Origin of the sequence: Acinetobacter sp. CIP 64.7 (assembly GCF_000369745.1) — a bacterium.
Classification (GTDB): domain Bacteria; phylum Pseudomonadota; class Gammaproteobacteria; order Pseudomonadales; family Moraxellaceae; genus Acinetobacter; species Acinetobacter fasciculus.
Genome location: NZ_KB850179.1, coordinates 1572642 through 1573182 on the forward strand (window position 1 = coordinate 1572642; position 541 = coordinate 1573182).

The window sequence follows — 541 nt, forward strand, 5'->3', positions numbered from 1 at the left end:
TCTAAACTAAGTGGTACAGAAACAATTCTAGGCATGTGTGAACATCTGTTAACTAAAAAAACCTTTTCGCATCATTAGTTATTTTTGTCAACTTATTCAAGCAGAATAATTCTAATCAAGAATCAAGTTGATTTTTTTAATTTAAAAATATTAATAATGAATAAATAGTTTATCAGAAGAAGGATTTCTTATTTATTAAATATGATTTCTATATAAAGAGTTATTAAGCCTAAATTCTACTAATAATCTTTGTGAAAAATTCAAGTGAAAATATCTAAATTATTTTGAGTCTTTAATTTTTAAAAATTTAAAATTTAAACTGAACTAAATAGTTGAAATGAAATAATTTATTTATTAATTAAGTATTTATAAAGCTTATTTGAATAATAAAGTTATTTATTCGGTTATATTTAAATTAATAACTATATTTAATTTTACTAAGTTGTCATTAAAAAGTAAACATGTATTCTTTTCCGAATTGGTTTGATACTTTCTCCACCCATTGCTCTATTTTGTCAGCTGTCATGACTTGAAAATCTCG

The 541-nt window shown here is 21.6% G+C and carries 1 pseudogene; it reads right to left on the reverse strand.

Features of this window, described 5'->3' with window-relative positions:
- Window positions 1-448: 448 nt before the first annotated feature.
- Window positions 449-541, reverse strand: a pseudogene (locus F890_RS19430) (transposase); the annotation flags it as partial.